The organism is Mesorhizobium sp. M7A.F.Ca.MR.245.00.0.0 (assembly GCF_003997415.1).
GTDB lineage: Bacteria > Pseudomonadota > Alphaproteobacteria > Rhizobiales > Rhizobiaceae > Mesorhizobium.
Genome location: NZ_RZTE01000007.1, coordinates 1 through 23544, shown reverse-complemented (window position 1 = coordinate 23544; position 23544 = coordinate 1). Strand labels below are relative to the sequence as shown.

Below are 23544 nucleotides of genomic sequence, written 5' to 3'. Positions count from 1 at the left end.
TGCCGCAGTTCCCCTGGCTCGAACGCCATCATTGGTGGGGAGGCAGGCTCGTCTTCCAACAGTTGCCGCAGTTCCCCTGACTCGAACGCCATCATTGGTGGGGAGTCAGGCTCGTCTTCCAACAGTTGCCGCAGTTCCCCTGGCTCGAATGCCATCATCGGTGGGGAGGCGGGTTCATCCTCCAGCAGCTGCCGCGGCTCTTCCTCGTGCGGCAAGCGCCTCCTTAGCCGGTCTTGCAGCGCCTGCCGATCGGCAACGAGGTTGTCGAGGGGCAGCGGCTCGTGGTCTGGCCGCTGCCCTTTCACCAATCGTTCAACCAGCGCCCACGTGCCCTCCACGACAAATACGCCGCAATCATAATGGTTCGTCTGTCTGGCCATGGGGGCTGGCGCCAAGGTAGCATTCAGCAGTCCTGCGAGCTGTTTTGCAGGCACGTCGTTATATCCCTCTCGCTGGAGGGAGTCGTAGTGATAGGCGAACCGCCTTTCGGGGTCGCGGCGATCAACGAGCAGCAGCGACCAATGGGTGCCGGGGCTAGTAGCCGTGCCATTATTCACTGGCAAGAACAGGAAGTCGGCTGTGGCGTTGTTTTGATTATAGATGGACTGCAATATGCCTCGAGCGTCTTGCGGCGACGTGTGTCGCAGTAGATGGGATACGGAAGGATCCACCAGCCGAGTCCGGGCAGCGAGCGCCGGATTGATCCCCTGCAGTTGCCGCTCCAGCAAATTGTAATCTCTCTGGACATGGGCGTCGCTCAGCCATTCGGCGGCGCCGAGCACCCGCCCCGTTGCAACGTTGGACGGGGCTGTCGGATCGAGCGCCCCGATCTGAGCCCCAGAGGAACTGGTCGTCAGTGTGGTCACATCAACCAGTGGAAGGCCGCGGTAGGTGCCTGGCAGCTTAGCGGTTGCTGGCGAGGCGGGTTGGGGAGCTCTTGCCGGTGCCGCTGGCCCAGCTTCAGCAGCGGCCCCAACGCGCCTGGTGACTGCGTCTGCCGGATGAGCAGCAAGGACAGTTTCGCGCCCGAGCACAATGCGCGGCAGGATATCCCGGAGGTGAGCCAATGCAGAACCGATACTTAGTCTATTACCATAGGAGACAGCCTTGAAGCTCTCAACATCTTTATCCAGCGATTTGTCGTGAATCCGAGCGGCAATCCCAGGCTTGTTATTTTGACGCAGATACTGGCTAAAATGTCTAAGAAAATTTGTATAGCCGCCCACGGTATCTGGATTCCGTCCGGTCGCAGGCGCTGCCAGGTACTCCTTGGTCGAAGCGGCTCTGTAATCTCTAATGAGCTCGGCATCGTCAGGATAGGGGATCACGAGAGGGCGACCCATAATCGGGGCTCCGCTTGTCGACTTCTTGAGGTAACGCAGTGCGCCAGCCACGGTGGAGGAACCACCCGTACTCTCATACTCTTTGAGATCCTGATCCAGCGACGAATGGTAAAGCCGAGCAGCAAACCCTGGCTTGTTGTTTTGAAGGAGCCACCGACTAAAGCCGAAAAGAGAATTTACATTGAAAGTGACCGTGTTCGCGCTGGCCTTACCCGCGTGGAATGCTGCCCTCAGCCCTTCGATAGCGGTCGCATCGTTGGAATAGACAGGACGCTTGTCGGAACCGTTGGGGACTACAATTGGACGATCCGGCTGCACTGTCGAGGGCATCGAACCACCAGCTCCGGGATGCGGTGCTGGGGTGGATTCGTGTTCATCCCTCTGCCTGACGAGCTGCGCCTCAGATTCCGGTGTAGCCACCTTATGAGGATCCTGCATCGGTTCGATCCCCTCCATCTCCTGCTGCAACCAAGCCAAAGCTTGGCGAGCGGCGGCTTCATCAACCGCGGAGGATGTCTCCACACCTCTGGCGGACGCCGGCAGAGCCTGCTCCGCCCGCCGTCGAAAGAGCTCTGGCGAGGCGGATTTCTCCGCCCACAATCTGGGCTGCGTAGCGAGTCCCCGTCCAGATTTATGTGGCACCGCCTCGCTTGGCAGCGGGCTGCTCCTGTCCCGTGCAGCTACCAGCCCCTCCGGGGCGCCCTGGTCGCCGTGGCGCCAGTTCAAGTGAGGGACGGCCTCTCCAAAGTCGGGTGCTTGGTGTTGGTGCGCGGTTGGGGCGAGAGACAATGGTAGATCGGTGCCCTCCTTATAACCTACCGGCAGGAGCTCCTCTGGCCAATCGAATCCCTGCTGTGGTGCGGTATGCTGAGCAGCGTCGCCACGGGGACGAGCCTCCATGCTGACCGCGTTTTCCAGATGACTCCCGAGTATAACGCGCGGCGGGTGCTTGCGGATATAAACCAGTGCAGATTCGATCGGAGCTCCACGAGTAGAGGAGGCGGCCTTGTAGCTCTCAACATCTTTATCCAGCGATTCATCGTAAATCCGGCCCGCAATCCCGAGCTTGTCATTTTGACGTAGGTAATGACTGAAATGGTTAAGAGCAGTTGCGTAGCCGCTCGCGGATCTGAAATGTCTAGTGAGCGCGGCGTCGTCAGGATGGGGGTTCAGGACAGCGCGACCCACAATCGGGGCGGCTCCGCCTATCGGCTTCATCAGTTGACGCAGTGCGCCAGCCACTGTGGAGGAACCACCCCTACTCTCGTACTCCTCGAGATCCTGGCTCAGCGACGGATGGTAAAGCCGAGCAGCAAACCCTGGCTTTTTGTTTTGAAAGAGCCAACGACTAAAGCCGAAAAGAGAATTTGCGCTGCGAGTGACCGTGTCCGGCCTGGCTTTACCCGCAAGGAGTGCAGACTTCAGCCCTTCGATGGCGGTGGCATCGTTGGAATAAACAGGACGCTTGTCGGCACCGTCGGGGGCCACAATTGGACGATCCGGCTGCACTGTCGAGGGCATCGACCCATCGAGATGCGGCGCTGGGGTGTATTCGTGCTCATCCCCCTGCATCGCGAGCTGCGCCTCCCGTTCCGATGTACCCACCTGATGGGCAGGGAGTTGCATCATCGCGCGAGCGCCTGAGTCACCAACCTGACCTGGTTGCCGCTCAGTCACAGCATGCTGCAGATTGCTTTGGATCCTCTGCCTCTTCGTTGGTCTCAACTCACCTTTGCCATGCGAGCCATTGACGAGGACATCCTCGCCTGGTGCACTCATCAACTCATCCGCCGCCTGCAATTCGCCCAAGTGCTGCTCAAAACCGGCTTGGCCGGCTTGTCCGCTTGCTCGTGCGGTACGGCGTGCTGCACCTGCAGCCAAGCTGCTACGATGAATGTCCAGTTTGTACGGGTGCACGCTAGCCTCACTTCCACAGATCACATGAGCAACCTACTCAGGCAAGCTTTCGAAAGGCTGACGAGGTCCGCCGCCGCGGAAGGCGAAGGCTGGTTTTCTGCTCAGCGGTTGACGGCCTAGCGTGTTGCGGCCGCGCCGGGTATCACGCCAATCAATCTGAATAGTCGATGCGTCAAACGAACCAGGATAGGATTTTCGTAGCGGGGCTGCTCTACTCACTCTTGTCCTGAGGTAGAATTCAACCATATCGCCGAGCAACTGGATGCCGATTGGATACCCGATCCGGAAAGCTTCAGCTCATATGTGACGCGAGGATGAGAATCGTGGCAGCTCCAGACCGACGGGCTGCCACCCACAGCGGCGATGACCGACGAGGGTCTTCTATTGCCAAGGTAATCGTCCGTTCGGGGACCTATGTGTTCCTATGCTCGTCGAGCGGATCGGGTGGGCCGCACCGCCGTAGCGTTACGGCGAGCGGAAGCGGCGTTGGGTGCGGCTTTTCCCCTGAACGCTTCACACCAGGCTGATAGGGGATCTTGCAATCGCACACACGCGGTCTGCAGGCGTGCCTATCAAGCAGTTTGCTCAGACCAACGTCGCGGCGAGCCTATCCTCAATACGCAGCGCAAGTCCTAGACTCCACGATCGTCCTTCGGTGCAGATTTGCTCGCGCCTCGCCCTGATTACAGCCGATAAGGCGAGCTAACAATTGCAAGAGCCACAAGCTACTCCAGCTCGATCGGTTTGCTGTTCCAGTCGGGCGGGGTCTGACCGAGAATGTTGCGAACGAAGAAGTCTAGGAGTTTGCGCTCGGTGTAGGTGCCTAGAGTATGGTGATTGGCACCAGGAACGTAGACCATGTCAAAATCTTTTCCTGCCTTGATGAGTCGATCGGCAAGCTGGAACGAGCAAAACGGATCGACATTATCATCCATTTCGCCGACCGCGATCATCAGCTTGCCCTGCAGCCTGTGAGCATTGTCAACGGCGGAGGATTGCGAATATTCAATGCCGACCGGCCACCCCATCCACAGTTCATTCCACCAGGTCTTGTCTATCCTGTTGTCGAAGCAGCCGTTTTTGGCGACGGCGACCTTGTAGAAATCGGGGTGAAAGAGCAGCGCGCTGACTGCACTCTGGCCGCCGGCGGATGCGCCAAAAATGCCGACGTTGGATATGTCGTACCATGGATATTGCGCGGCCGCCGCCTTGTGCCACAGAATGCGATCGGGAAATCCTGCGTCCTTCAGATTCTTCCAAGCAACATCATGGAAGGCGCGGGAGCGGTTGTTGGTGCCCATGCCGTCGATCTGAGCAACGACGAAGCCCAGCTGCGTGAGCGGCTCTGTCCACCGCGAGAAGGATTTTGGGACGAAGGAGCCGTGGGGTCCAGCATAGATATTCTCCACAACCGGGTATTTCTTCGTCGGGTCGAAGTTGGAGGTGGAGCACGCCCCAGATGTCAGTTTTGCCGTCGCGCCCCTTGGAATGGAAACTGAGCGGCGGCTGCCAGCCTGCGGCGACGAGCTCGGAAATGTCGGCCGTCTCGATCTGCTGGAGCTTGGCATTGTCGCTGGCGCGGTAGAGTGCCATGCGCGGGGGCAGATCGATGCGTGACCAGAGATCGACATAATAGCGCCTGTCAGGCGAGAACTCGATATGGTGGTTGGCCGGTTCGGGCGTCAGTGCAGTCAGTCCCTTGCCGTCAAAGCCGATGCGGTAAGCATGGACCCAATAGGGGTCCTCCTGCGAGTTCATCCCGCTCGCCTCGAACCAGATCTGACGCTTCACCGGATCGACATGGTTGACCCTCCGGACGACCCACTCACCTCGGGTGATCTGGTTTTCGAGCGCGCCTGTCCGGCCGTTGAAAAGATACAAATGCTCATACCCGTCGCGCTCTGATGCCCAGATGATCTCCTTCCCGTCATCGACATCGTAACGGAAGATTTTTCCGGCATCCTCCTGGCCATGCCCCAGCGGCAAATAATCCACGAATGTCTCGCTGGTCTCATCGATCAGGGAGCGCCCGCGGCCCGAGGCGGCGTCTACCTCGACCAAGCGATAGAGCTGATGCCCGCGCTGGTTATATTCGAAAGTGAAGCCGCGGCTGTCCGCCCACCACCGGAGAGGGGAAAGTTCGAAGACGTTCGAGAAGAGGGCACCGTCAATCACGATCTGGCGCCGGCCGGCAATGTCGAACAGGACTGGCTGGGGCAGCGGAAGGACATCGCCCGGCCTGGGATAGAATATTGTTGAATATTCCCGCTCCAACTGGTCCGTCGATGAATTGAGGTAGCGGACCTCTCGCCTATAGCCGGGGCGAACAAGGTAAGCGGCGAGGTGGCGCGAGTCCGGCGACCAGCTCAGCGTCGAAAAGACGTAGCAATTGCCTTCGGCTCCGTCCCGGCTCAGAGGAACATCCTGCAATCCGTCCTCGCTGCGCAGGAAAACGTTGCAGTTCTTGATATAGGCGATCCATTTGCCGTCGGGCGACGCGTTGCTCTTGTCGGGGTTGTTCTCCGCTGGCGGCGTGTAGCGGTGGCTGAGCTCCCTACGGTCCCCTTTCCTTGCATCGAATGTGGTGCTGGTACAGTCATAGCTTGCAAGGTCGCAGCTCCACCGGGTGTCTTCAATCTGGAAGTCGAGCCTGCGACCATCCTCACTCAGTTCGAAACGGTCGAACGGAAGATTGCCGGCTTGATAGCTCTCATGGCTCACCTTGTTTAGCGCTGCCGCCAGACGCGCCTGATCGAAAGCGGGCCGCTTGAAACCCGTGGCAGCATCGACCTGCATGAACTGCTGCTCGCCGTGGCTAGTCCGGCGGTAGACGAAGGCTTCACCCCCGGTCAGCCAGAAAGGCATTTTGGGGACATTGACAGTGAGCCCGCCATATCGATCGTTGATCGTAAGTGCGCGCTTGAAATCGGCCGGCGCTAGCGTCGGGTGTAAACTTTTCGAACCCTTGGCCAGCGTCTGAGTTGCCGATCGCCATGCCGCGCGCGTCAAAGCGCCGATCCTGGACATACCTGTTCACTTCTTTCGGTTTTCGGAATGCTAATTTTGAAGTTGGGTTCTCGTCGCCGGTCTGCAGCAGCGCCGAGCGTCGCCTTGGAGGAGAGCCAGCACGCGGGTGCAGCCAGGCACGCGCAACAGGGGCGCTCCTTGGACATCCAGGCACTGGTTCGGGTGCCGATTGAAGAGTTGGCGTCCGTCGCCGAAACAACCAGGAAAGAGCGTCCATGCAGCCCTGACGCGACTATTTCCCCGCGAGTATGGCCGCTTGCTTTTCTGCATCATCTGAAAGGTCCTGCTCTAGTCGGGCCGGATGTCACCCCGGCAGATTGTGCTATTTCGACAATCTCCGAGCGATTGCCGCCGGCCCATGACGAGGTTTACCGATAGGGCGCAATATGCGTGCCAAAGGAAAAGCGGTTTAATACACGGCAATCCGCCTATGTCGCATCCCCAACATCGTCGCACACCGGACAATGCCGGACGATATTGTCCCGGGGCGTCAAATTGGTTTGATGGTGACCCAACAACTGGCGGATGACGATCTCGAAATGCGCGACAACGGCCTCGGTGGACACTGTCGCCGCGCCCAGCACGCTGGCCGCCTGCCCGGCGATGTCCGCGCCCAGGCGGATGGCCTTGGCCACGTCGACGCCATCGCGGATCCCGCCCGACGCGATCAGCTTCACCGTTGGCAGCGCCCGACGCACCGCCTGCACGCTGGTCAGGGTGGGAATCCCCCAATTGGCGAATGACATCGCCACTGCACGGTCGGCGGCATTGCGGGCGCGCTCGCCCTCCACTGCGGCCCAACTGGTGCCGCCGGCGCCGGCGACATCGATTACCGCCACGCCCGCCTCGACGAGCGCACAGGCCACCGAGGCGGACAGGCCGCCCCCACTTCCTTGGCCACGATCGGCACGCCCACGATGCGCGCGGCGCCAGCGATCAGCGCCAGGACGCCGCGCCAGTCGCGGTCGCCCTCCCGGCTGTACCGCTTCCTGCAGCGGATTGAGATGGACGATGAGCCCATCGGCCTCCAGCGCGTCCACCGCGCGACGCGCCAGGTCCAGGCCGTCGGCCTCCCGCAGTTGCGCGGCGCCGATATTGGCCAGCAAGGGAATGTCTGGCGCCAGGCGGCGCAGCGCGCGCGTTAGCCCCTGGGAGTTACGGGATTGCAGGCTCACACGCTGCGAACCGCACATGGCGATCTGCAAGGCTTGCGCTGCCTCGCTCAAATGCCGGTTGATGGCCTCGGCCCGTGGCATGCCGCCGGCCATAGAGCTGATCAGCAGCGGCGCGCGCATAGCCTTGCCCAGCAGCGAGGCGCGCAGGTCGATCTGCGTCAGGTCCAACTCGGGCAGTGCGCAGTGTTCGAAATGGATGTACTCCCAGCCAGCGGCCACCGTGGCCGGCGCCGTTCGCCGATCCAGCACCAGCGAAGCGCGCAGCTGAGCGCAGCCCTCGAATCCGGAGAGAACGCACGGTACGCCGTGCCCCAGCGCCTGCTCCACGGCGGCGAGCTGCTCCGGCGCGATCAGGCCAACGTCGTTGCAATCGTCTAGCCAGAACAGCAGCGCCAGTTCGCGATAGAACGCCACGATCAGCGTTTTTTCGGGCGCTGGTGTCGCGCAGGCTCGGGTGAATGCGTTGCAGGATTGGGGGACGCGTGACGCAGTCAAAGCTCCCCTTGCCAAGCACGGAGCAGGCGAGTGAGAGAGCAGATGAATAGGCGTGTCGCCAATATTTTCGCATTGCTCTAATCGATTATAGTTGTGAGGAGCAATTTGAGACCATTTACTTGCGGCTCAAGTCACCCATAAAAGAAGGCAAGCACCGATTCGGTAGCTTATCCCCTGTCTTTCGCGTACTCGCGGCCGTGGCGCCGGGTGAACGATTGAAGACCGCCGGTCTCACTCGCAGGTGGGCGCCAGGGCGTGGGACGGTTGGCAAGCCACAGGAGTAGGACAATGTCGAAGGATTCGGGTAAGGGCGATAATCACGGCGGCGGGCCGGGCAAGATCGAGATCACGATGGTGGTGAACGGCCAGCCCACGCAGGTCGAAGCCAATCCCAACCAGCCGCTTCACGTCATTCGTACCAAAGCCCTTGAGAACACGCAGAATGTCGCCCAACCAGCCGAGAATTGGGAATTGAAGGATGAGGCCGGCAACTTGCTCGACGTCGACAAGAAGCTTGGCGATTTCGGTTTCCCGAATACTGTGACCCTGTTCCTCAGCCTGAAGGCGGGCGTCGCAGGTGCCTAAACCCCAAAGTGTGGATCCGGAGGTCTCCCGAGCGAAGTTTGATCGGGAGATCGGCCGGTTCCGGCCATATGCTGATGTCTATCGGGCTCAGGGCTGCTTCTTGATCGAGGCGACCTTTCCGCGCGCTTTCTTCATTTTCGCAAGCCTCAAGTTAAAACCACGGGTGATCAGCGCAGCGAGCGAGGTCGACTTCACCGACTACGACTTAAGACCACCGTCCGTGGTCTTCGTCGATCCGTTTACGCGTCATCCGATTGCCCGGAAAGATCTATACCTGAAAATGCTTAGACGTCCGCCGCTGCCCGGAACGCCGCCGGAGATGATAGGAGCTCTCATCCAGCAGAACGCCGTGCCGCTGACGGACTTCATCCAGGCCAACAGTCCCGAGGACGAACCATTCCTGTGCATGGCGGGCGTCCGGGAATACCACGACAATCCAGCCCATTCAGGTGATCCATGGCTACTTCATCGGGGTTCTGGCGAAGGCTGTTTGGCCTTCATCCTGGACAAGATCATCAAGTACGGAATCATTCCTATAGAGCAGTTGCAGATTCAACTCCCACCGGCAATCGTAGGAATGGTGGTATCCCCTCAGGCGATACAAGAATGACTGGTTTGAGAGATGTAACGATCGTGACTCTCCCGCGCGGCTGCATCTCGACCACGCATGGGCATCTGCGCTCAGTTGGTCGCGAAGGCAATGAGGGGATGGCGCTCTGGGTCGGCGTTCAGCAAGACCGGCACTTTGCCGTAACAGAGACGGTTATCCCGGCGCAGCGTCACATTCGGACAAACGATGGCGTTTGCGTGATCGTTGCGGCCGAAGAACTGCACCGGCTCAATGTCTGGCTCTACAAAAGCGGCCTGAAACTCTTGGCCCAGATTCACAGCCATCCGGGCCGCGCCTACCATTCGACGACGGACGACGCTTATGCGGTTGCTACCACGGTTGGGTGTCTGTCGCTGGTAGTGCCGAATTTCGCCCGCGAGCCTTTCGATTTTGCTCGGGTCGCCGCCTATCGGCTTGACGAAAAGGCCAAATGGAATGCGCTCCCTCCCGCGGCACTGTCGCGAATGATCATGATATCGAGTTGAACAATGGCATTCGCTAACTTCATCGATCGTGCCGCCACGGCGGCATCTCAGGTCCTGGCCGATTTTCATCTGGGAGACTTCAAAGCAGCTCTTGAAAAGCAGGTCGTGGCAGTCGCCTTCGACCATCAGGCCGCTTCCTGCGCCGAAGGCCAGGCGACACTAGATCTTGCGGTGAGATTGCTCGCTAGGCTCTACCCGGTTCTGGCGATACTCCCGCTGGACAGCGCGGCGAGCTCTCAAGCCCAAGCGCTGGAGCGCTTGGCAAAGTCGATCAATCCAAAAGTCGGCATCCGGCGTTCCGGCAAGTCTGCCACCGTCTGCGTCGTTGCAGGGGTAACGCGCCCATCACTCCGGTGCCCGATCTTTTTCGTGGGATCGGACGGTTGGGCGGCAAAGCTGTCGCGTACGGACCCGGTGGGCTCTGGCCCAAGTCTGCTGCCTTTTGGAGCTGGCGCCGCCAGTTGCTTCGGCGCCGCCAACGTCTTTCGAACTATCTTCGCCGCCCAGTTGACCGGCGCCGAGTTGGACGAAACCATCGACCTCTCGCTATGCAGCTACGACAAGACCAAAGCCGGGGAGGCTGGCCCGATCGACTTCCCAGTCGACCTTGGCGAAACCCACCTCGTTGGGCTCGGTGCGATAGGCCATGGCTCGCTTTGGGCGCTAGCGAGACAACCCGATCTCAAGGGTCGTCTGCATGTAATCGATCACGAAGCGATCGAACTCTCAAACCTGCAGCGCTACGCATTGGCCGGCCAGGCGGAGATTGGTATGTCCAAGGCGGTTCTTGCAGCCACCGCCCTTAGATCGACTGGCCTTGAGGTCGAGGCGCACCCTCTGACGTGGGCAGAATATGTTGCGCGCCGGGGCAATTGGGTCTTAGACCAAGTGGGTGTGGCGCTTGACACCGCCGCCGACCGTCTGGCTGTCCAAGGTGCACTGCCGCGATGGATCGCAAACGCTTGGACGCAGGAGCACGATCTCGGTATCTCCCGGCATGGTTTCGATGACGGCCAGGCTTGCCTTTGTTGCATGTACCTGCCATCCGGAAAATCCAAGGACGAGCACCAGCTGATTGCCGAGGAACTCGGAATACCGGAAGCACACGAGCAGGTGAAAACGCTCCTGCAGACAAATGCCGGAGTTCCCAACGACTTTGTAGTTCGCGTGGCTACAGCGATGGCTGTGCCGTTTGAACCGCTAGCCCCGTTTGTCGGCCAGCCCCTGCGCTCCTTTTATCAGCAGGCTATCTGCGGCGGTCTGGTGTTCCAGCTTAGCGAAGGAAGTCGCCGCGTTCGAACTGTGGTTCCGATGGCCTTTCAGTCGGTGCTTGCCGGGATTATGCTTGCCGCGGATTTGGTCAAGCATAGTGCGGGGTTTCCCATGAGCCCGACGACGAGCACTCGGGTGAATCTTCTGCGCCCCCTTGGCTCTCACTTGCACGATCCGAAGGCCAAGGACTCCAGCGGCCGCTGCATCTGTAGCGACGACGATTTCATTGCCGCTTACAGGCGCAAATACGGAGCGCGTTGATCAGGTAAGCGATGTCTCGGCCGCCTAAGCAGACGCGCACCTCTCCGTAGACGCAGGGGGCGCGGCTTGTGGGCGTGACCATGGGCGCCATTATGACACGCTTGGCCCGCTCCTTTGCCGGCCTATCGTCCTCCGCGCATGATCCCGTGCCGACGTGATGATCCAGCACCAGCCGCCATGGCACCAGAGGCTGGTCAAACCTCCGTTGTTGGCCGGTTTGGACAGTGCTGCATCAGGTCTCGACCGACGTCTCGACAGTCAGGGCTGCTTCGACGGGTGTGAAGATGTCAACATCGACCCCAGGCGCCCGAATCGTCACAATCAGGGCGTACCGAGCCAGAGCGTCGACGCGTTCCAGGTAAGGCTTCTCCTTCCACCAGCCCCCGACCGGGAACACGCCGATCGCGTCACGCTCGGCGAGATCGGCGGCGCTGCCCGACCAGAAATCGGCGTGCAACGAGCCGCGATCGCGGAAGGTGCCGAGCAGCCACTCTTCTCCGCCTCCAGCAGGCGCCCCTTCCTCCTCGTCCCGAGCGGCCTGATTGATGCGGGCTCGGAATTCGTCGACTGTCTCGGTCGCTGACTTTACTCTGAACCGAAGACCATGGGACGCGTAACGATGCCGGCGGGTCCATCCGCGTTCACCGGGGTTGGGTTCGATGAAATAGGACAGCGTGACGCGGAGCTCGACCTGGGCAGCGCCGAGCGCCGCGAGCTGCTCCTTCGGCCAAGGCAGGCGATGCAGCTTCATGTCACGCGTTTTGGCAGCCGCGCCGCCCTCGCGCTGGAAAGGCTGAAGCTCATCTTCAACGATAAGCGTGAGGTCGTTCACCGTTGACAGAAGCGCGCGCCCAAGATCTGGCACGCCGTAACCATAGCGCCGCACGAGCGCCTGGATCTCGCCCTTCGCTCCGTTGCACGCATCGATGCGTGCGCGCATCGCCGGAGTCCATTCGGCCGAGTGGACGATCAGGGCGCGAACCGATTCAGGCCACAGCTCGGGGCGCGCTGATAGAATTAGTCCCGCCATCCGTGCGGCATGGGCCGTTGCCGCGCTCGTATCTCCGAGGGTGGTGGAGTGGCGCAGTTCGGGTCGACAGAAAGTGGTCAATATCTGCAGATCGTCGATCGGCTCGCCGGGCAACACACCGTCATGGGCGAGATTGCCGCCTTCGAAGACGACCTCGGGCTTCACCGGCCACTGCCTGTCCCAAACGACCGAAGTGCGACTGCGCGGCGAGAGCTCGCCGACCGGCGCGATCGGAGCGTAGCCCGAAAAGTCGGTGTCAATGATATCGACCTTTTCTGTGAAAGCGCCGACCGTCAGCGCATTCCAGGCCTGAGAAGGATCATCGACTGCTTCCAGATCGTTGCGCGTCAAATGCTCGGCCGGCATGAGGTCATCGCCGATGTTGCCGGCAGAGAGAACGATCAAGCGTCGCTGTTCCTCTTCGAAACAGAGTTGGTCGATAGCGGCAGACCACGATGTGGGCCTTCCACGCGCCGGACTGGCGCTTGTCACAGCCATTGCGATCGCGCGGCGGCGCTCCGGCGCCTGCACCTCGGCGCGGGCGATCGCTTCCGCGGTGATCGCGCCATAGAGTTCTGGATCGTTTGCCTCGTCTTCTGGCGGAAGGATACGAACACTCTCCAGCCGAAAGGGCAATGGAACTGGATCGCCTCCGACCAGGAGCGGGACCAGATCACCGTACAGGCCGACACCTGCCATTCGCGTCCCGTGGCCGCTCCACGCAGGTGTGTCGTCGCTGCCCCATGCCGGTTTGACGGTGTGCCAGTCTTCAACGGCAAGTGCGGGTTCGATCAACGGGTGGGTGCGACGCACGCCGCTGTCGAGAATGCAGACCGCAATATCGGATTGAGGCGGTCTGACGCGCCCGAGAAGCTCGTCGCTCCAGTCCCTTTGCTCCGCGCCGCCAAGGCCCAGGAAGAAGGACGGCGTATCCTTCGCGCGCCGCAGCTCGGCGACGACATCGCTGTGCGCAATCATGCGGTCGAGCATTGCCGTGCTGGCGAGGGCCAGCATGACCACCCGCTCCGGAAACCTGACCGCATGCGTGCGCAAAGTGATGTTCAGGGCTTCGGCAATGTGCTCGAAGTTCTCGCGGCGACCGTCGCGCAGCCAGACTTCCCACCACACCTGCTCGTCAGCGGCCTGGGGGAAGAGGTCGTCGTGGTCGGTAAACAACGATCGTGCAGTCGCCAGCCTGACTGTCTCCATGCGGGAGACGAGCGGCTCGTTGCGCGGTCTGCCGCGGTCAGTATCAACGTCTCGATACGCCTCGACTTTCCGCAAATAATAGGCTTGCGCGCTTTGCGGCAGGAACACCGACGCTGTGATGGCGAAGGTGGATATGGGCGCGGTCGCGCGGAAAATCGTCTGCCATTATGATCTGTGCTGTCGCTACTCAAACAGCGACGCCTGCCGGCGTTCCTTCAGAGCGTCGATGAGCGCTTCCGAGGTGATCCGCTTCCCCCCCCGCAATATGATGGTTTTTGCAGCGTCGTCGGCCGCGCGCGTGATCTCGGCCTGCGACAGTCTCTCTGCCTGAGAGATCGCCTCGTTCCAGGCAAGCCCTCTGGTGTCGAAGCGGTCGAGTCGAGCCCGAAGCAGCGCCTCTATAATCGGCCGATCGGGCACGGCGTATTCGATGACATCGTCGAAACGGCGGAACAAAGCTCTGTCGAGCAGCTCGGGATGATTTGTTGCCGCAATAATCAGGCTGTGGCTGTCGTCTTGCTCGAGAAACTGCAGAAACGAATTCAGCACGCGCCGAATCTCGCCAACATCCTGGCGTTCGCCTCGACGCGCGCCGATGGCATCGAATTCGTCAAAGAAGTAGACGCCCCGCGTCGCCTGCATTGCATCAAAAACAAGCCGCAGCTTTCCGGCAGTCTCTCCCATGAACTTGGTGATCAAACCATCGAGGACGATCGTGAAAAGGGGCAGATGAAGCTCCCCGGCCAATGCCGATGCGGTCATCGTCTTGCCTGATCCTGGCGGGCCGACCAGAAGCAGTTTGCGACGGGGAACAAGCCCGTGCTCGCGCAAGCTTGCTTGTTGGCGCTGCTCTCCCAGCACGCGGTGCAGGCGCGAGCGCAGACTGTCCGGCAAAATCATGTCGGTCAGTCGCAGGTCCGGATAGCGCACATGCAGGAGCCCTGCGAGCTCGCCCTTTGGCTGAAAAAGGGGAACCGGCCGACTGCTCTTGACAATCCGGGCGTCCCTGCTCTTGGCTGCGTCGACCAGATCCTTGAGCTCCTGAGCAAGCTTACCATGGCCTTGACGTGCCTCATGCGCAGCAAGCTGCATCGCGATAGAGAGGAAACGATCCTCGTCGCCGGCAATGTGGCTTTTAAGCAGCGTCACGATATGGCGGGCCGTGGTCATGGCTCTCTTCTGGGGTATCCGTTTACTTGGCGAAGCGCATGCAACCTAAACGCTTTCAACGGCGATTTGTATCGCGCAATGGTGTTTTTTCTCTTGTCGATGTTCGCCCGTGGCAACTTCAGCGGTGAACTGTTGCGCCGCGGTCATAGGCCAGCCGGAATAACGCCGGCCAGCAGACAACAGTCCGCCATCTTCGAGCGCTCGAAGTCTGGCCACTCACGCAGCGTGTCGGGTCCGAACGCTCCAAAGCCGCCCCGCCTGGCAGGTCCATGCGACCGATTGCGGGCTGCGGCCATAAGGTCTACGCGGGGTCGCATGGCTGCCCGCGCCGCTGGCTAAAAAGCTGTACACCATCTCACGAAACACCAGGTCCGCTCCTTTGCCGGCCGACGGTCCATGAAATCCCCTCCCCACTCACGACACCGGAGACCTCCTTGCCCACATGGCGCTCAAGCACCGGCCGCCATGGCACCAGCGTGAATTCGCGCGACTTCTCAACGACGGCACATTTTCCGCTGGCAAGCTCGACGGAGCGGCGGAGCGTACCCTCTACTCGTCCTCCGGATCGCGCTTCGGCATAGGGCAGGCCAAGTTCCTCCGACAGTTGGCCAGCAACACGGTTCAGTTCTCGCTGGCGCAGGATCGAAAGCATGTTGGCTCGATAGACGATCCCATCCTGTTCTTCATGCGCGAGGCCTTGCGCGATCAGCCACTGCCGCCGGCGAGCTTGCGCCTCTCTCACGTCGCGGCCGAAGCCGGATCCGTGCAAAGGCTCGGGTCTATCGGCAACCAGCTCCCGGTCGAGCCAGGTGGCGCCGTTGAAGCTGACCTGTCGCTCCAGCGCCATTGAGGAGAGCTTGTCGGCAACGACAGGCTCGGCCCTGGCCCGCTGGCCCTCATAATTCGCGACGCGATCGAGATGGTCCGGCGCGATGAGCCAGGTGCCGTTCGGCTCTCGCTCGACGCCGCCGGTCGCGCGGCGGATCGCCTCCAGCCGCCGCACATGCGTTCGCGCAAAGCTCTCGGTGGCGGATGGGTCATGCTTCAGGTGCATATCGACGTCGTAGCGGCCGCCATGCGCGGCGGCGATTTCGGCGATGGTACGATCGACCTGCCTCGGCTCGGTGTTCCTTGGCGCGACACGCACGATGCAGCCATTAGGCATCGTTTCCATCGCCTCGCCTCTACCGATGTCGATCCAATGGCTCTTACCGTCGACGGCGTCCACGATCATGTAATGGCGGTCATTGATCTCGTCGGCCAGTCCACGCGCGACAACCCGACCGACGAGAGACTGGACGGGCTCGCCGGCTCGATCGTGGATCACCCAGTCGGCGGCACTGCGGGCAAGCCCCTTGCCGGCCAGTTCGCGGTGCATGGTCTTGATGATGTCGCCGCGTTCGCCGGTGCGGCGCAGCGTGGCTTCGAGCTCATCGTCGAGGCGCCAGGAACCAGCGCCGACCTCCGCGGCCAGACCCATCCGCTCGAGCTTGCGCAGCCGTCCCTGGTGCAGCGTCTGACGAATGGCGTCGGGACCGTCCGGCGAGACCAGGCCGTCATCATCACGCATGCTGAGCAGCCGACGGTCGATGCTGGTGAAGCGTTCCTGCTCCATTTCCCGGCGCAGGCGAAGCTCAATCTCGCGGTCGGTTCGCGGACCGAGATCGAGGCTGACCAGCTCGGCCGCCCGCTCGCGGATGCCAGATGAGATATATTCGCGCGCGATGACCAGGTTCTCGCCACGGTCGTCCCTGCCTCGGACGATGATGTGGCTATGGGGATGGCCGGTATTGAAGTGATCAACCGCGACCCAGTCGAGCTTCGTGCCGAGGTCTTCCTGCATCTGCGCCATGAGCCGCCGCGTCAGCGGCTTCAGGTCTTCATACTCGATGCCGTCTTCGGCAGCGACGATGAAGCGGAATTGGTGGCGGTCGCCGTCCGCGCGATCGATGAACGCCTTGCCGTCGACGCGGTCGCTGTCGGCGCCGTAGAGCTCGCCAGGCGCACCTTCTCGGGTGACGCCGTCGCGCTGAAGATAGCGTAGATGGGCACGCGCCCCGTCCGCGCCCTTGCCGGCGAGCTTGACGATCCGCGCCTTGACGATCACCCGGCGCTGGCGGAAGGCGGCATACCGGTCGCGCGATTTCAGCAGCTCCGCAGCCGCCCCGCCACGCCCTGTCCGGCTGCCCGTGAAGCGACCGCCGGGCTGGGGCTGGCCGCCGGCTCGGTTGACGGCTGCCCGGACTTGACCGGCATAGCGTTTGCCTGCCTTCGAGCCGCGCGACCCGATTTTGCCGAGCTTCGGCCTGAACTCGTCATCTGCCATGCGACCTCCCAGACATATCAAGCAAAATCAGACACTTACACGTCAAACCCTCTTGGCACCGGCGGCAGCCTCCTGGAAAAACGATGTGCAGACAAAGACTTAGCCGCCTCCTGGAGGCGGTGCCTTTATCTTGCCTTACGCGCCCAGCCCCCCAGCCCCGGTAAGCGTCCGGTCCCTGCACATATCTGAGGTAGTGCAATCTCGCGTCATGTCGGGTTCCTTCTTGTCGAGGAGGATGATCTGCGATGGCGCCCCGCCGCTCCTGGGACAAGGCTGACAACCCCTACTGGCGCACGCATGTCGGCAGCTGGTTTCGCAGCTCTCTGGAGGCGGAGGAATATTGCCGCCGGCACAAGCTTTCGACGGTGACCTTCGAGCGTTGGGCGCGCCACCTGCTGACGCCGAAAGACCTGCGTAAACGTGCGGAATATCTGCGGGAATTGTACGCGGAGAAGCAGAAGAAGCGCGCCAGGAATGCGCCTCGGCGGAAGCAAAACGCGCCACCTCGCCGCCGCTACGGCGCGCGCACGGACCGCGGTCCGCTTGCGCTGCATGCGTTCTGGGGAATGCATGTGGAGGCGATGAATTGGAGCGGCATGGGGCTCGCCGAGTATGCGGCGGCGCTCGATCTTTCGCCGCACGCGCTGCGCAGATGGCGCGATCGGTTCGAGGAATCCGGCACTGAAATGGACTGGCGGTCGCTTCTTCATCCGAGTACCCGGGCCCAATTAAGCAGCGCTGCTAATTGCGTACGGCGCAAATACCGCTTGACGCCTGGGGCTGCGGACGGTCGCTCGAACCGGCGCACCTTCACCAACGAGCAGAAGCGGGCGATCGTCGCGGAGACCGAGAGGCTGGCGTCGCCGTGGCGCAGGTCTGTCGCCGCCACGGCATTGCCACCAGCATGGCCTTCCGCTGGCGCGAAGAGTTCGGCCTGACTGCCCGCAAGGCGCCGCAACTGGCGATGGTCGCGCTCGCCGACGGCGCGGCGAACGAGTTGCCGGCACTCGCGGCGTTGCGCGATCTCGTGCAGCCGCCGGACGGAATGGTGGCAATGGAACTGGATATGGACGGCGCGTGTTCGCGCGCGGGCGCGACCACGGCCGCCGTGAAGCGGCAGCTCACTGGTAAGGAGAAGGCGTCATGATTGTCGTTCCGGCCGGCGTGAAAGTGCATCTGGCCTTGGGTCACACCGACATGCGAAAGGGCCTCGATGGCCTCGCGACGCTGATCCAGGAACACCTGAAGAAGGATCCGTTCTCGGGACATCTGTTCGTCTTCCGCGGCAAGAATGCCTCGCTTTTGAAAATCCTTTTTTGGGATGAAACGGGGCTGTGCCTGTTCACCAAGCGCATGGACCGCGGACAGTTCATGTGGCCGCGCCTGGCTGAGCCAGGCGGCTCGGTGACACTGTCGCCAGCGCAACTGGCGATGCTCATCGAGGGGATCGACTGGCGCACGCCGGAACGCTTCTGGCGACCGATGCTGGCGGGCTGAAATCGCCTCGTCGATTGTCGCGGAAAAGCCCGGAAAGCTTGGGTTTTTAGGCTGTTTATGATAGATTCGATCATGTTGATCGATCTCGAAAATCTGCCTTCCGACCCGCAGCTTTTGCAGCGTCTCGTGCGCGACATGGCGGCTGCGGTCGAGAGCCGCGACGGGGAGATTGAGCGACTTCAGTCGATCATCAAAAAGCTCCAGCGAGCGCAGTTCGGCCGCAGTTCCGAGCAGCTTGCCCCCGACCAGCTTGTGCTCGCGCTGGAAGACCTCGACGCCGATGTTGCTCGCATCCAGGAGAGCCGTCCGTTCGAAGTCAAACCGTCGGCGGAGCGGTCGTCCCATCGCAGATCGCTGCCTGATCATCTGCCGCGCGAGGACGTCCTGCTTGAGGCGGCACAGTCTGCACGTGTTGCGGCGGCACCCTGCATGCCATTGGCAAAAACGTGAGTGAGATGCTGGATTGGGTGCCAGCGCAGCTTCGCGTGATCCGCACCACGCGTCCGAAATATGCTTGCCGGACCTGCGAGACGGTGGTGCAAGCGCCGGCACCGGAGCGGCTGATCGGCGGCGGCCTGGCCACGCCAGCGCTGCTCGCGCAGGTGCTGGTGAGCAAGTACTGCGATCATACGCCGCTCTATCGGCAGTCGCAGATCTTCGCCCGCAATGGTGTCGATCTTCCGCGCTCGACGCTCGCTGGATGGGTTGGCGGCGCCTGCTGGTGGCTCGAAGCCCTGCACGAACGCCTCGCCAAGAGCGTGTTCGCTTCCAACCATCTCTTTGCCGACGATACGCCGGTGCCGGTGCTCGATCCCGGTCGTGGGCGCACCAAGACGGGGCGGCTGTGGGTCTACGCCCGCGAGCAACGCGCCTGGGCTGGACCGGAGCCGCCGGCGGCGATCTATATGTTTGCGCCGGACCGCAAGGCAGAACGCCCGGCCTCGCATCTCGAGCACTTCAAGGGCGTGCTGCATGTCGATGGCTATGCCGGTTTCGAGCAACTCACCGGCAAGGGAGACATCGTTCTTGCTGCCTGTTGGGCGCATACCCGGCGCAAATTCTATGACGTGGCTCAGGCGACCAACGGACCGATCGCGGTGGAGGCCTTGCGCCGGATCGGCCAACTCTATGCCGTCGAAGCCGACGTTCGCGGTCAGTCGCCCCCGCATCGGTTGGCATCTCGGCGCATCCGTTCGAAACCAATCGTCGATGCCATGCGGGTCTGGCTCGAAGCGCAGCTTCCGCTCTTGCCAGGGCGCAGCACGCTCGCCGAAGCGATCCGTTACGCGCTGTCGCGCTGGGAGGGGCTGACGCGCTTCCTGCACGACGGTCGCACCGAGCTCGACACCAATCCGGTCGAGCGCGCGATCCGGCCGGTCAGTCTTGGCCGCAAGAACCACCTCTTCGCGGGTAGCGACGGCGGCGGTCATCGATGGGCGGTGCTGTGCTCGCTGGTCGAAACCTGCAAGCTCAATGGCGTCGAACCCTACGCCTATCTTCATGATGTGCTCTCGCGCATGGTTGACGGACCCCCATCAACCGCCTCGACGAATTGCTGCCGTGGAACTGGAAAGCGGCAAATCCTGTCAAGAGCTGAGCGACGTGCAAGAACCGGACGCTTACCAGCCCCGCCAGACGCGCCCCGTCCGCCCATGGCTAACGCACCGGCTCCCTCGGCTGCGCGCCGTCCTTGCCGAGCGGCACGAAGAGATCGCCGTTTACGCCGGCGTGAACACCGTCATGGATGAAGAACAGCGACCGTCCGAGAGGAGCGATTTGCGCCTTTGGAGCGACAGGTTTGCTTTCGAACGTCTCGATGTCGGCCGCCGAAACTCCGGCCGCCTTGAGTTGGTCGAGGTACTCAACGGTCTCTTCTGGCAGCGGTTTGCCACGCTTCAAATGCTCGTCGTAGCGCTCGGGACCGGCATTGTAGGCGCCAAACAGGCCAGGAAATCCGAAGCGGTCATACATGGCGCTGAGATAGGCCGTGCCGGCCAGGATATTGTCGCGCGGATCGTGCGGGTTAGGCCCAAGGCCGTGTTCGACCCGCATCTCCTCATAGGTGCCGGGCATCACCTGCATGAGGCCCATGGCGCCAGCGGGGGAGGTGATGGGGCGGCCGTCGCGCATCGTCTTGCCGCCGCTTTCGGCAGCCATGACGGCATAGATCCAGGCTTGGGGAATATGGAAGCGCCGGCTTGCTTCCGATACCAACGTCTGCCACTTTCGCAGCTGCGGACTTTGGGAAATGGCGACCGTCTCAGCGCCGGTCGAGGCGGAACAGGCGCATGGCGCAATGGCGATCATGCCCAACAAGAGGAGGGTCACTCGGTCCATAGTGGTACGAGCCTCCCGATGACATTTTGAGTGGGAACAGGCCCGAAATAGCGGCTGTCGAAGGAGCGGTTTTTGTCGCTGCCGAGCAGGAAAACCTCGTTGTCGCCGAGCGCTCGGCAGCCGTTCCACCATGGCAAAGGTCGGCCTTCGGCATCGATTTTGAGCCGGCGCGCGACGATGTCGCCGCCGATGATGATGGCGTCATTGAAGGCGCAGACATTATCGTCCGGCAGCGCTGCAAGACGTTTTGCCAGCGGCACATTGCGAGGCAGATAGCTGCGCTCGGCGGCGAGATACGCCGCGTATTCAGGCGGGCGCACGAGCACGAGATCGCCACGCGCCAGCGCTCCCGCAGCGATGCGGTAAAGGCCGATCGGCGCGCTGGCCGAGGCGTTCCAGACCAGCCAAGGGGTGGGTTTTGCCAGCGCCGTGAAGCCCAAAAGACCGAGACCGGCCGCGGCCAAGGCGACCGTCTTACGGGCTCGAACACGCCGCAGGCGGCTGCCGATCAGATGGATGGAAGGGCGCCGGCTCATGAACGGCCTCCCTTGCCGCCCTGGCCGGAACCGGCCTCGCCATCGCCGGCAGTGGAGTGCTGCGGGTGTCCTTTCGACCAATGGTCGAGTTCATCTATGTGATAGCGGACATATCGGCCGTGCTTGCGGAATTTCGGGCCGCCGCCCTTGAGCCGCATCTTTTCGAGCGTGCGCTGGGAGAGCCCGATATAGAAGGCGGCTTGGGCTGTGCTGAGAAACGGGCTGCCCTTTTTCGCGCGGGCCGCGCGTTCGTTTTCGTCTTCCATGATGATCCTCGTTTCGCTTCGGACAAGCGAGGGCGAGGATGGGCGAGGGAGATCGTCTCGGGGACGGGCGAAGAGTCGGGGGAGAGTTTTCGCCGCCCTTTAGGGCGGACGGGGTTTGGGTGGAACTCCTGGGAATGAGCCCCGCGCCGGGCTGCGGCGCGAGGCTCTATGTCGGCCGATCAGTCGGCCGGGTTCCAGATGATGGCGTAGGTGTCGTCATCGTCCTGGCCGGCGGCGCGGCCAAGATTGGCGTAGAGCTTGCGCGGTCCGAACTCCGGCGCTGCAATCGACAGGCTCACATAATCCTTGCCAGAAGTCTCGCCGGTGCGGATCCAGCCGGCGCCAACTTCGACCCCTTGCGTCAGCACCCGGAAGTCGGGATGGTTATCGGCGCTCTTGGCCTGGTTGGGGGCGATATCGATGTCGGCGCGGACGCTGAGCGTCTTGAGCTGGCCCTTGTAGGCGCCGTTTTCCTGCTTGTTGACGTAACCGATCGCGGTCATTTCGAAGTCTCCTTTTGTGGTTTCGCCGGGGACCATCCCCTGCGATGGCGCACCGTAATGGGCGCGTCAGGGCCGCCTGAATCCGACAGGGCCGCAGCGACAGTGAAGGACCCGAGCGGGCAGCTTTTTTGTGAGCGAAGCGGCGCGAGGAAGCCGCCGCAGGCGGCGGGGAAAAAAGCTGATGGCGCGAGGGTTTCGGGCGGCCGGACCCGCCCATAGGTCGACAAGCCAGCCGCAGGGATGGTCCTTGGAGAGAGCATGGAGACCGCTCGCCAAGTGCGGTCTGTCAGCCAAGCAGGACGCCGGGATGAAACGGCCTGCAAAGATGCTGCGCCCTTATGCCGGATCGAGATCGGGCCAGCGGGTCGGGCGCCAGAGCAGACATCCGGCATGGTGCGATCTATGAAAGCAGGGCTCGCCAGCGGGAATTTGATACGCGAAGGGGCCAAAGTAAGGCTGGATGAGAAGCCGGTGCTACCTGCAGGTCCAGTGTCATGTGGCGGCGCTCGGGAAACCGCTACGCAATGTGACGCGCTCTTATGAGGCGAACAGACCGGCCCCAAAACCGATCGACCGGTGGTCGGCGCGAAACGCGTCATGCCTGTCCGAAAGCTGACAGTGGCAGAAGACGCATGTCGGGTTCCGCACAATTGACCATGCTGGATTTGTGAGGTTTTCAGGGAGAGCCATGCGTTCACTTCCCAGTGAGCTTTGGCACCGCATTTGCTCTTGAGATGTGGCAACACGGATCGAAGGTTGACTGCATGCACAAGCGCGAGATGAGCAATGCTCTCCTTTCCTGGAGGCTTGGCAGCAGATTCGATTGTGACGTTGCGAGGAGCTTCAGCCACTCGCGGCGGAAGTGATCTCAAATCTGAAGGGACCGTTGGGGCCGCAGCTATCAAACCCATCTTTCTCTTTTTCGCAGCTCGTCTTCAACGCGATGCGGACTTCTTCTGGAGAAGGGCTCGACTTGCAAAAAGGAGTTGTCAATGACGTCTTACGTTCGCACCAACAGCCCGGCGCAGGTGCGCTCACTGTCCACCTTTGGCAAGCATCTGCAAAGGAGCGTGCTGACGGCGACGCTGCTTGCCGCGGCTTCGACGGGAAGTGAAGCGCAGCCCTATGTTCGTGCTGACGGCAGCACGACTGACGACTTGGAAGCGGCGCGAGCAAGTTGGCGTCATGACGCCGAATTCAATGGAAATGTGGGGCTCGCAGCCATCAACGCGGATGCCGCGTATGCGTTGGGTTCCACCGGGGAGGGGGCCAGAGCTCCTCGCCTGCCCTCGTCCGTCTTGACGAGTGCCCGCTTACAGCCTACCTCACTATCGCGTTAGCACTCGTCCATCGCGAGTGCTAACAAAAACCCCTCAACATCCGCACCAGGGAAAAATCCGAAAATGGCAAAGTCGAAGTTCCGCCCGCTGCATGACCGCGTGGTCGTTCGCCGGGTCGAATCCGAATCCAAGACCGCTGGCGGGATCATCATCCCGGATA

The 23544-nt window shown here is 61.8% G+C and carries 15 protein-coding genes and 6 pseudogenes (1 of these 21 only partly in view); 10 read left to right on the top strand and 11 right to left on the bottom strand.

From position 1 onward, the window contains the following. The 4 pseudogenes from EOB80_RS10505 to EOB80_RS34755 form a co-directional block, all read right to left on the bottom strand. Positions 1-3152, bottom strand: a pseudogene (locus tag EOB80_RS10505) (Ulp1 family isopeptidase); it reaches 37 nt to the left of the window's first position. 833 nt (positions 3153-3985) lie between these two features. Next, positions 3986-6287, bottom strand: a pseudogene (locus EOB80_RS10500) (prolyl oligopeptidase family serine peptidase). Positions 6288-6802: 515 nt separating this feature from the next. Then, a pseudogene (gene fni / locus EOB80_RS10495) lies at positions 6803-7726 on the bottom strand (type 2 isopentenyl-diphosphate Delta-isomerase); the annotation flags it as partial. Then, a pseudogene (locus EOB80_RS34755) lies at positions 7715-7934 on the bottom strand (hypothetical protein); the annotation flags it as partial. The pseudogenes fni and EOB80_RS34755, both read right to left, overlap by 12 nt. 311 nt (positions 7935-8245) lie before the next feature. Between EOB80_RS34755 and EOB80_RS10490 the strand changes: the two are divergent. Genes EOB80_RS10490 through EOB80_RS10475 form a run of 4 tightly spaced genes read left to right on the top strand, consistent with a single transcriptional unit; the run spans position 8246 to position 11170 of the window. Further along, positions 8246-8542, top strand: coding sequence for a DUF2604 domain-containing protein (locus EOB80_RS10490; RefSeq protein WP_126057779.1), 297 nt, complete (start codon positions 8246-8248; stop codon positions 8540-8542). Then, on the top strand, positions 8535-9152 hold the full coding sequence (locus EOB80_RS10485) for a putative metal-binding protein (RefSeq protein WP_126057778.1): 618 nt from the start codon (positions 8535-8537) through the stop codon (positions 9150-9152). The genes EOB80_RS10490 and EOB80_RS10485 overlap by 8 nt, the downstream gene beginning before the upstream one ends. Then, positions 9149-9637, top strand: a complete 489-nt coding sequence (locus EOB80_RS10480) for a Mov34/MPN/PAD-1 family protein (RefSeq protein ID WP_126057777.1) — start codon at positions 9149-9151, stop codon at positions 9635-9637. Before EOB80_RS10485 ends, EOB80_RS10480 begins: the two co-directional genes overlap by 4 nt. 3 nt (positions 9638-9640) lie before the next feature. Continuing rightward, complete coding sequence (locus EOB80_RS10475; protein ID WP_127320520.1) at positions 9641-11170, top strand: E2 ligase fold family C protein; 1530 nt, start codon at positions 9641-9643, stop codon at positions 11168-11170. 232 nt (positions 11171-11402) lie between these two features. Here the strand turns inward: EOB80_RS10475 and EOB80_RS10470 are convergent, their stop codons facing one another. The 3 genes from EOB80_RS10470 to rlxS form a co-directional block, all read right to left on the bottom strand. Further along, complete coding sequence (locus EOB80_RS10470; RefSeq protein ID WP_245463521.1) at positions 11403-13517, bottom strand: S8 family peptidase; 2115 nt, start codon at positions 13515-13517, stop codon at positions 11403-11405. Between the two features lie 75 nt (positions 13518-13592). Beyond that, complete coding sequence (locus EOB80_RS10465) at positions 13593-14579, bottom strand: ATP-binding protein (protein WP_126057775.1); 987 nt, start codon at positions 14577-14579, stop codon at positions 13593-13595. Between the two features lie 355 nt (positions 14580-14934). Next, positions 14935-16905, bottom strand: coding sequence for a relaxase/mobilization nuclease RlxS (gene rlxS / locus EOB80_RS10460; protein ID WP_127327579.1), 1971 nt, complete (start codon positions 16903-16905; stop codon positions 14935-14937). Positions 16906-17150: 245 nt separating this feature from the next. On the opposite strand from rlxS, the gene EOB80_RS34490 reads away from it, so the two are divergent. The 4 genes and pseudogenes from EOB80_RS34490 (at position 17151) to EOB80_RS10445 (ending at position 19999) form a co-directional block, all read left to right on the top strand. Beyond that, positions 17151-17843: a hypothetical protein gene (locus EOB80_RS34490; protein WP_164762578.1), complete on the top strand. Its 693-nt coding sequence runs from the start codon at positions 17151-17153 to the stop codon at positions 17841-17843. After that, the gene (locus EOB80_RS10455) at positions 17810-18052 is read left to right on the top strand and encodes a hypothetical protein (protein WP_348629511.1); all 243 of its coding nucleotides are present in this window, start codon (positions 17810-17812) and stop codon (positions 18050-18052) included. Before EOB80_RS34490 ends, EOB80_RS10455 begins: the two co-directional genes overlap by 34 nt. Next, positions 18049-18402, top strand: a complete 354-nt coding sequence (gene tnpB / locus EOB80_RS10450) for an IS66 family insertion sequence element accessory protein TnpB (RefSeq protein ID WP_127318491.1) — start codon at positions 18049-18051, stop codon at positions 18400-18402. Before EOB80_RS10455 ends, tnpB begins: the two co-directional genes overlap by 4 nt. A 72-nt stretch (positions 18403-18474) precedes the next feature. Beyond that, positions 18475-19999, top strand: a pseudogene (locus tag EOB80_RS10445) (IS66 family transposase). A 59-nt stretch (positions 20000-20058) separates the two neighbouring features. On the opposite strand, the gene EOB80_RS10440 reads toward EOB80_RS10445, so the two are convergent. From EOB80_RS10440 to EOB80_RS10425, 4 genes are all read right to left on the bottom strand, one after another. Next, positions 20059-20739 (bottom strand): transglycosylase SLT domain-containing protein, encoded by a 681-nt coding sequence (locus EOB80_RS10440; protein ID WP_127318493.1) that lies wholly within the window; start codon positions 20737-20739, stop codon positions 20059-20061. Beyond that, positions 20727-21275, bottom strand: coding sequence for a S26 family signal peptidase (locus tag EOB80_RS10435; RefSeq protein WP_127318495.1), 549 nt, complete (start codon positions 21273-21275; stop codon positions 20727-20729). Before EOB80_RS10435 ends, EOB80_RS10440 begins: the two co-directional genes overlap by 13 nt. Continuing rightward, on the bottom strand, positions 21272-21541 hold the full coding sequence (locus tag EOB80_RS10430; protein ID WP_127318497.1) for a helix-turn-helix domain-containing protein: 270 nt from the start codon (positions 21539-21541) through the stop codon (positions 21272-21274). The genes EOB80_RS10435 and EOB80_RS10430 overlap by 4 nt, the downstream gene beginning before the upstream one ends. A gap of 179 nt (positions 21542-21720) precedes the next feature. Further along, positions 21721-22044: a DUF736 domain-containing protein gene (locus tag EOB80_RS10425; protein ID WP_127318499.1), complete on the bottom strand. Its 324-nt coding sequence runs from the start codon at positions 22042-22044 to the stop codon at positions 21721-21723. A 992-nt stretch (positions 22045-23036) separates the two neighbouring features. Between EOB80_RS10425 and EOB80_RS10420 the strand changes: the two genes are divergently transcribed. Then, a complete protein-coding gene (locus EOB80_RS10420; RefSeq protein WP_063169239.1) occupies positions 23037-23384 on the top strand; it encodes a hypothetical protein in 348 nt (115 codons plus the stop codon). A 63-nt stretch (positions 23385-23447) separates the two neighbouring features. Then, a pseudogene (locus tag EOB80_RS10415) lies at positions 23448-23544 on the top strand (co-chaperone GroES); the annotation flags it as partial.

Bases quoted from the DNA above. Each gene is read 5' to 3' on its own strand.
- EOB80_RS10490 (WP_126057779.1), top strand. From the start codon at position 8,246: ATGTCGAAGGATTCGGGTAAGGGCGATAATCACGGCGGCGGGCCGGGC.
- EOB80_RS10480 (WP_126057777.1), top strand. From the start codon at position 9,149: ATGACTGGTTTGAGAGATGTAACGATCGTGACTCTCCCGCGCGGCTGC.
- EOB80_RS10475 (WP_127320520.1), top strand. From the start codon at position 9,641: ATGGCATTCGCTAACTTCATCGATCGTGCCGCCACGGCGGCATCTCAG.
- EOB80_RS10465 (WP_126057775.1), bottom strand. From the start codon at position 14,579: ATGACCACGGCCCGCCATATCGTGACGCTGCTTAAAAGCCACATTGCC.
- rlxS (WP_127327579.1), bottom strand. From the start codon at position 16,905: ATGGCAGATGACGAGTTCAGGCCGAAGCTCGGCAAAATCGGGTCGCGC.
- EOB80_RS34490 (WP_164762578.1), top strand. From the start codon at position 17,151: ATGGCGCCCCGCCGCTCCTGGGACAAGGCTGACAACCCCTACTGGCGC.
- EOB80_RS10455 (WP_348629511.1), top strand. From the start codon at position 17,810: ATGGCCTTCCGCTGGCGCGAAGAGTTCGGCCTGACTGCCCGCAAGGCG.
- tnpB (WP_127318491.1), top strand. From the start codon at position 18,049: ATGATTGTCGTTCCGGCCGGCGTGAAAGTGCATCTGGCCTTGGGTCAC.
- EOB80_RS10440 (WP_127318493.1), bottom strand. From the start codon at position 20,739: ATGGACCGAGTGACCCTCCTCTTGTTGGGCATGATCGCCATTGCGCCA.
- EOB80_RS10435 (WP_127318495.1), bottom strand. From the start codon at position 21,275: ATGAGCCGGCGCCCTTCCATCCATCTGATCGGCAGCCGCCTGCGGCGT.
- EOB80_RS10430 (WP_127318497.1), bottom strand. From the start codon at position 21,541: ATGGAAGACGAAAACGAACGCGCGGCCCGCGCGAAAAAGGGCAGCCCG.
- EOB80_RS10425 (WP_127318499.1), bottom strand. From the start codon at position 22,044: ATGACCGCGATCGGTTACGTCAACAAGCAGGAAAACGGCGCCTACAAG.
- EOB80_RS10420 (WP_063169239.1), top strand. From the start codon at position 23,037: ATGACGTCTTACGTTCGCACCAACAGCCCGGCGCAGGTGCGCTCACTG.